7 protein-coding genes are annotated in these 6,960 nt (G+C 63.3%); 2 read left to right on the forward strand and 5 right to left on the reverse strand.

The features are described from left to right. Positions 1 to 813, forward strand: an 813-nt coding sequence (locus BFP90_RS04480; protein ID WP_256097454.1) for an FGGY-family carbohydrate kinase, incomplete at its 5' end; no start/stop codon positions are given. A 137-nt stretch (positions 814 to 950) separates the two neighbouring features. Further along, positions 951 to 1,676: an SDR family oxidoreductase gene (locus tag BFP90_RS04485; RefSeq protein ID WP_065896071.1), complete on the forward strand. Its 726-nt coding sequence runs from the start codon at positions 951 to 953 to the stop codon at positions 1,674 to 1,676. On the opposite strand, the gene BFP90_RS04490 is transcribed toward BFP90_RS04485, so the two are convergent. The 5 genes from BFP90_RS04490 to BFP90_RS04510 all read right to left on the reverse strand — a co-directional run. Next, a complete protein-coding gene (locus BFP90_RS04490) occupies positions 1,673 to 2,677 on the reverse strand; it encodes a LacI family DNA-binding transcriptional regulator (RefSeq protein WP_065892579.1) in 1,005 nt (334 codons plus the stop codon). The two genes, BFP90_RS04485 and BFP90_RS04490, sit on opposite strands and share 4 nt — an antisense overlap. 58 nt (positions 2,678 to 2,735) lie before the next feature. Then, the gene (locus BFP90_RS04495) at positions 2,736 to 3,599 is read right to left on the reverse strand and encodes a LysR family transcriptional regulator (protein ID WP_065896072.1); all 864 of its coding nucleotides are present in this window, start codon (positions 3,597 to 3,599) and stop codon (positions 2,736 to 2,738) included. A gap of 79 nt (positions 3,600 to 3,678) precedes the next feature. Then, positions 3,679 to 4,935, reverse strand: coding sequence for a Vps62-related protein (locus BFP90_RS04500; RefSeq protein ID WP_065896074.1), 1,257 nt, complete (start codon positions 4,933 to 4,935; stop codon positions 3,679 to 3,681). A 661-nt stretch (positions 4,936 to 5,596) separates the two neighbouring features. Beyond that, positions 5,597 to 6,352, reverse strand: coding sequence for a proteinase (locus BFP90_RS04505; RefSeq protein WP_065896075.1), 756 nt, complete (start codon positions 6,350 to 6,352; stop codon positions 5,597 to 5,599). A gap of 107 nt (positions 6,353 to 6,459) precedes the next feature. After that, the coding region (locus BFP90_RS04510; protein WP_176718009.1) for a TolC family protein at positions 6,460 to 6,960 on the reverse strand (501 nt) is incomplete at its 5' end.

Below are 6,960 nucleotides of genomic sequence, written 5' to 3' on the forward strand. Positions count from 1 at the left end.
GGCGTGGATGCGGCCATGGCGACCCTGGCGGCGGGCGTCACCCAACCGGGCAACCATGTGGCGATGATCGGCACCAGCATGTGTTGGGGCTACCTCAACCAGCGGGTGGACGCGCAGCACGGGTTGGTGAGCATGCCTCACGTCTATAACGGTCATCGCGACCTGTACATCTTTGGTGGCGCGATCACCGCAGGGGCATCGGTCAGTTGGTTCCGCGAGCAGTTCTGCCAGGCCGAGGAGCAACAGGCCCGGGCCAGCGGCGAGGACAGCCTGGTGTTGCTCGAGCGCAGCGCGATGAACATCCCGGCGGGCAGCGAGGGCCTGTTGTTCCTGCCGTACCTGATGGGCGAGCGCAGCCCGGTGTGGGACGACCGCGCCAGCGGCAGTTTTGTCGGGCTGAACCTGTATCACACGCGCATCCACCTGTACCGCGCCGTGCTCGAAGGGGTGAGTTTTGCCCTGCGCCACAATATCGAAGCCGGCACCCGGGGCGCACATTCCCTTGACCCGCGCTTGATCGTGGTGGGCGGTGCGAGCCATTCGGATGTGTGGATGCAGATCATCGCGGACGTGACGCGCTACCCGGTGTACACCATCGTCCAGGAAGTCGAAGCGGCGCTGGGGGCGGCGTTGCTGGCAGCGCACACGGTGGGGTTGGTCAGTGATGAGGCGATGGACAAGGGCTGGGTGCAGTTGGCATTGCGGGCGCAGCCCAAGCGGGAGAATGTCGCGGTCTACGACCAGGTGTTTGCCGAGTACCTGAAGCTGTATCCCGCGCTGAAACCGATCATGCATAACCTGCAGGCCAACTGACCCGACAGGGTCAAACATGTGGGAGGGGGCTTGCTCCCGATGGCGGTGTAACAGTCGCCCCCGGTGTTGAATGACACACCGCTATCGGGGGCAAGCCCCCTCCCACAGGGATCACCATTGTTTCGGGAATTATATTCATGCAGGCTACTTTCGACTTCACTCACCAGCGCATCCTCGTCACCGGCGCCAGCAGCGGCATCGGCCGCGAAATCGCCCAGCAGCTGATCGCCAGTGGCGCCGAGGTCTTCGCCCTGGGCCGCGACGCCCAGGCCCTGGCCGAACTGGGCTGCCACAGCCTGAGCGTGGATATCGCCGACAGCGCCGCGCTCGACCGCGCCTTGAATGAGCTGCCGGCGCTGCACGGCCTGGTCAACTGCGCCGGCATTTCACGCCTGGAGCCTGCCGCCGCCATCAGCGCCGAAGCCTTCGACCAAGTGATGCAGGTCAACGCCCGCGCTGCGGCGCACGTGGCCAGCCGTGTGGCGGCAAAAATGATCGAAGAGAACATCGCCGGCAGCATCGTCAACGTCTCAAGCCAGGCCTCGCTGGTGGCGCTGGATGATCACCTGAGCTACTGCGCCTCCAAGGCCGCCCTCGATGCGATCACCCGCGTGCAATGCGCCGAATGGGGTCGCTTCGGCATTCGCGTCAACAGCGTCAACCCCACTGTCACCCTCACGCCGATGGCGACCATGGCCTGGTCCGATCCGGTCAAGCGCGACCCGGCACTGGCCGCCATTCCCCTGGGCCGTTTTGCACACACCCTGGATGTGGCATTGCCGGTGCTGTTCCTGCTCAGCGATGCGGCCAGCATGATCAGCGGCGTGAGCTTGCCGATTGATGGCGGCTATACCAGCCGTTAGCCGTTCTCCAACTGCCCGGCGATGACCACCTTGTCCCGTGGCTTGTGCGGGTCTTGCAGGCGATCGAGCAACAGGCGCACCGCGCTGCTGCCGGCCAGCGACGCATCGTGGGCCACGCAGGCGATGGGCACGCCGAAAATATCGGCGAAGGGCAGGCGGTCGATGCCGCAGATGGTCAGGCTGTCGTGGGCGATGTTGTGCATGCGCAACGCGCGCAGGGCGCCGAGGGTGATCAATTGGTTGAAGCCCATGATCGCGTCCGGCGCCGAGTGCGCGGCGAGGTAGTCGAGGGTGTGCAGGTAGGACGGCATCAGCGTGTAGTCCCCGGCCTGCACCTCGACCTGCACCTGGGGATGCTCGGCCAGCACTTCGCGCAGGCCCTTGAGGCGTTCGACGGTGATGCGCGAGTGTTCGGGGCCGGTCAGCACCAGCAGGCGCTTGAGGTCCGGGGTCTGGCGCAACAGGTAATGCGCGGCCTGGATGCCGCTGTGGTAGTTGTCGAGCACCACGCGGCTGAACGGGCTGTCGTGGAGTGTGCGGTCAAGCAGCACCACCGGGGTCTTGCCGTTGCCCAGGCGCTCGAGATAGTCGGGCTGGTAGCTTGGCTCATCGGAGACCGGCGACAGGATGATCCCCGCCACGCGATAACCCAGCAGGGTATCGACGGCCTTGCTTTCCAGTTCTTCGAGCTCATCGGTGTCCACCAGCATGATGGTGTAGCCGTGCTTTTTCGCTTCGCGGGAGATCGCCTTGATCATCTCGCTGTAGAACGGGTTGTCCACCGATGCGGTGATCACGCCGATGATCAGGCTTTCACTGCGCTTGAGCCCGCGCGCGAAGGCATTGGGCACGTAGTCGAGTTCGCGCGCCACTTCCAGAATGCGCGCCAGGGTGGCGGGTTTGACCAGGTCAGGTTTGCTCAACGCCCGGGACACGGTGATGGTGGTCATGCCCACCCGTTTGGCGATGTCGCTGATGGTGACGGACTTTTTCTTGTTCATCGGTAAGGCTGCAAGAGGACACACCCGCAGGCTAGCATGCGCGCCGGCCCAGGGTGATTCAAATCAGCGGGTCCCAGCGCTGCGACCAGTCACCTTCGGCCTTGACCACTTCGCGCAACAAGGTCAACGCCTGCTGCAGCACCGCCGAATCCCGCGCCCGCGAATACACCAGGTAGGTCGGGAAACTGAATTCCGGCGCCTTGGCCACCCGCTGCATCACGCCGCTGTCCAGGTAGCTCTGCACCACGCGCGTGCGGAAATACCCGGCGCCACCGTTCTCCAGGATGTACTGCAACGCCAGCGGCCCGAGGTTGAAACTCACGGCGGCGCGCGCGTGGTCGGGCAGGGCGGCGTCGTGCTGCTGGCGAAAACCCTGGCCCCAGTCGATATACACGTACGGCTCGGGTTGGCTTGTCAGTTGCACCAGGATCAGTTTTTCTTCCAGCACCTGCTCCACCTGCAAGCCCGGCCAGTACTGCGGCTGGAATACCAGCGCGGCGTCGAGCACGCCCAACTCCAACTGGCGCAACAGGTATTCGCCCTCGCGAATTTCGGTGCGCAGGGCATGCCCGGGGATATGCTCGCGCAGCGCCTTGGCCCAGCCGAGCATCAGCGGGTTGCACAGGCTGACCTCACCGCCGATATGCAGCACATTACGATAGCCATCGGGCAACGGCAGGTCGCGGCGCGCCGCTTCCCAGGTCTGCAGCAACTGGTTGGCGTACACCACGAAGGCCTCGCCGTCGGGGGTCAGGCGGGCACCGGCGCGGTTGCGCACAAACAGCGTACTGCCCAACTGGTTTTCCAGGTTTTTCACCCGTGCGGTGATGGCGGTCTGGGTGACGTGCAGTTTCTCCGCCGCTGCGGCGAGGCTGCCGCAGCGGGTGATTTCGAGGAAGGTGCGTGCCAGCTCGATGTCCATGTCGGTTCCGAAATCAAAGGAAAGTCGGCGCCATTGTAGGACGACTGGCGGCAAAGGGTGAGCGCAGTGGCGCGTTCACTCAGGGCAGGATAATTTCGGCGGACGTTTCTCCTGCTATGGAGCGGCTGACCCTGACGGTATTGCCCTGGGTCGCAGGGTATTCGCTCCAGTACAGGCTGTTTTCATTGCTTCGGGTATACATCTGGCCCACCTGGCGCCCATCCGCCCTGAGCAGGCGATAGTCGCTGTTGATCAGGTAGACCGCCACCGCCTTGTGAGGCCCCAGGGTGCACCAGACGGTGTAGGTTTCGGATTTGGCCCAGCCTCGGGTTTGCGTGCTGACATGGGTGACGCTCAGGCTGATTTTTGCAGAGGCCTTGAAGAAACTGGCGAATTGCAGTTCGACGCTGCTTTCTGTGCCGACGGTCTGCGAGGTGCTCTCGGTGGTTGACCCATTTTCGATGCGGGTACTCGCCCAGTTATAGCGTTGTACGGTCGAAGTGTTGTTATGCGCGTGGTTGAGCAACACGTAGTAATCCTTGCGCTCCAACTGGTAGTAGGGCGTCTGGGTCAACTGTTCCATAGGGGTCAGGTCGGGGTCTTCGATAGTGAACCAGGGCAGTTGGGTGACATAGGCCGTGGTGGTTTTTTCGAACGCTGAAGGCTTGGCGTAGCTGTGCAGAATGGGGGCGACGCTGGGCGCCGTCGATTCAATCAGCATATGTGCGCGCAGGGCATGCACGGGGGGACTGGCCAACGGTCGAGCATAGCCCGGCTGGCCCATGAAAGTGGCGGCGCTGAAATACACTTCAGCCGGTGGCGCAGTGGGCGGCTTGACACTCCAGGCGGAAAAATCCCCGGGTGCGCCGGTGCCTCGATCGCTCCACAGCAGTTCGTCGATGTGCGACGTGACCGGCAGATCATCACGCAGGCACCGAACCGCATTCACGGAAGGCTCAAGCAGGCCGTTGCCAACTACCAATCCCATTGCCACATAGCCTTCAGGCGGCACCGGGCGCCAGATCGACACGTTGTGCCCCGGTTGCTCAAAGGCCCATACCCGTTCGAAATCCGTGGGTGGCTTCAAGGCGGTACCCGTGGGGCCATTGGCATCGGCGACCACCGGCATCGCCTGGACGCCGTCGATGGTGTTGAAATTATCTTCAAGCCTGTCGCCGATCGGGTAGTAGCCAGCCAGCTTCGGAGGTATGCGAGGGCGCCAGACACCGGCGGGCGCGTCGCCAAAATGCCCATCCTCGCGACGCCGGTTGTTCCAGAGGTGAGTAAAGTTGTTAGTGAAGTTGATCAGCAAGTCTTTGTATTTAAGGGGGACCATCGGGATCGCTCTGTTCAGTCGGGAAACCCCTGGCGGTTATCAGGCCGCCGGAAGGTTGAGTACGCTGGACAGTTGATACCTGCTGGAGCGGCGGGAGGCGGTAGATAGCTATTATTAGGGCAGGCATCTTTTGATTGGAATGCAGTGCAAATGTGGGAGGGGGCTTGCCCCCGATGGCGGCCTCTGGGCCGACCAGGATGTTGGATCAGATCGAGTACATATCCGTTTCTGCGGTCACGGCCACTTAGGGTTCCGCCCTGACGGCGGCTCACTTTTGAAAAGCGCAAAAGTAAGCAAAACGCTCTTGCCCCACCACTCGGCACCTCGCCTAGGCTCGGTGTGCCCGAACGCAGGCTTGAATCCGTGGGCCGCCACCACGCGCCATCCATGGCGCGGGGCGGCTAACCCGGCGTCCTGCCGGGTTGCCCACGGATTCAAGCCTGCGTTCGGCCAGCGTGGTTTAACGGGGCGCCTGAGATCAAGATCAAAAGCAGATCAAGAGCAAGAGCGACTCGCTGCGCATCGTGGTTACGGTTGGGCGCTGCTGAGTTGTGTAGATACTTATGGTCATCGGGGGCAAGTCGAATCGTCGCACCGCCCCTCCCACATTGGGTTGTGGGGTGAATCAAGAGTGATCGAACTTCGGTAGATCCGGTACGGCTCACTCCCAGCCGCCACGGTCGAGACACCGGGTGTTCGCCGGAGGCTGTTTGCCGTAGGCCAGAAACTCCCCGAGCCAGCGGCTGACGCAGCCGTCGGCCGTGGCCTGGGCGGGTTCCTTGAGCAGCAGCGAGTCGACGCCGGACGCGCTCGGTTCGCCGCGCCCGGCGTTGACCAGCACCATGCGTGCGATGCGTTCGGGAAACAGCGTGGCGTAGCGGTTGCCCAGGCGCGCCGCGTCGGCATTGCCGACGTAGTTGAGCCGGGACTCGCCCAGTTGCCCGCGCACATACTCCATATCCTCTGCCGCCTGTTCGAGGGCGTCGCTGCCTTTGAGGTCGCGGCTGCTCAGTTCGATCATGTCGTAGCGGTCGACGAGCATGCGATACGCCGGGGTGGCGTAAGACTCCCAGCGGCCGGCCAGATGCAGGGCAAAGGTGGTGTTTCTGGCCGTACGCGGATCGCCGGACTGGATAAACACCACGCCCTCGCGGTTGAGCGGGTCGCGCGCGCCGACGCGTGTCACGCTCAAGCGCAGGCGGCCGCGGCCAGGGGCGGCATGGTCGCGGGGCACCGTCACCAGGCCACATTGGGTACGGGCGAGTACGTCGGGGTCGAGCTGCTCGAACACCGGGAAGGGGCAATCGAGTAACCAATCAATGGCGGTGGGCGCGATCAACGGCTCGGCCAGGGCCAGGTGTGCGATCAGCCAGCCGCCGAGGCAGACCAGGCATTTTCCAACAACGCTGGATTTCATTAGAAGGTCCCGGGAAGCCGTGTGAAGTCGGCTTTTTTACCAAGGACCTTGGGTCTAATAATGTAAGGCGATTAAACGGATCGTGTACGAAACTGGAGTTTCGTTTATCAGGTGCCGCTATTCCAGCCACCGCCCAAGGCTTTGTACAACGCGATGCTGGCCTGCAGGCGCGACAGCCGCAGCTGCACGTCCAAGTCCTGGGCCGCGTACAACGTGCGTTGGGTCTCCAGCACTGTGAGCAAATCCTCGGCGCCCGCCTGGTAGCGGCTTTCGGCGATCTGGAACGCAGTCCGGGCCTGTTGCAGTTCTTCGGCTTGCCATTGGCGTTGCTGGTCGAGGCGGCTGATGCTGCTGAGGGCTTTTTCCACATCGGCAAAGCCGTTGATGATCGCCCCACGGTAGATTTGCAGAAGCTCATCCTGGCGCGCGCGGGCCTTGTCGCGTTCGGCGCTTAAACGACCGTTGTTGAAGATCGGCGCCACCAGGCCCGAGGTCAGGGTGTAGAACGGGCTGCGCAGGATCTCGTCGGCCTTGTACGCGCCCGAACCCAGGGTCGCGCCGAGGGTCACCGCAGGCAGCATCGCTGCACGGGCGACGCTGACGTCGGC

The sequence above is a fragment of the Pseudomonas sp. 24 E 13 genome, from assembly GCF_900004715.1.
In the GTDB taxonomy this organism is placed as follows: Bacteria; Pseudomonadota; Gammaproteobacteria; order Pseudomonadales; family Pseudomonadaceae; genus Aquipseudomonas; species Aquipseudomonas orientalis_A.

Excerpts from the sequence above, each read along its gene's own strand:
- BFP90_RS04485 (WP_065896071.1), top strand. The coding sequence starts at position 951 with ATGCAGGCTACTTTCGACTTCACTCACCAGCGCATCCTCGTCACCGGC.
- BFP90_RS04490 (WP_065892579.1), bottom strand. The coding sequence starts at position 2,677 with ATGAACAAGAAAAAGTCCGTCACCATCAGCGACATCGCCAAACGGGTG.
- BFP90_RS04495 (WP_065896072.1), bottom strand. The coding sequence starts at position 3,599 with ATGGACATCGAGCTGGCACGCACCTTCCTCGAAATCACCCGCTGCGGC.
- BFP90_RS04500 (WP_065896074.1), bottom strand. The coding sequence starts at position 4,935 with ATGGTCCCCCTTAAATACAAAGACTTGCTGATCAACTTCACTAACAAC.
- BFP90_RS04505 (WP_065896075.1), bottom strand. The coding sequence starts at position 6,352 with ATGAAATCCAGCGTTGTTGGAAAATGCCTGGTCTGCCTCGGCGGCTGG.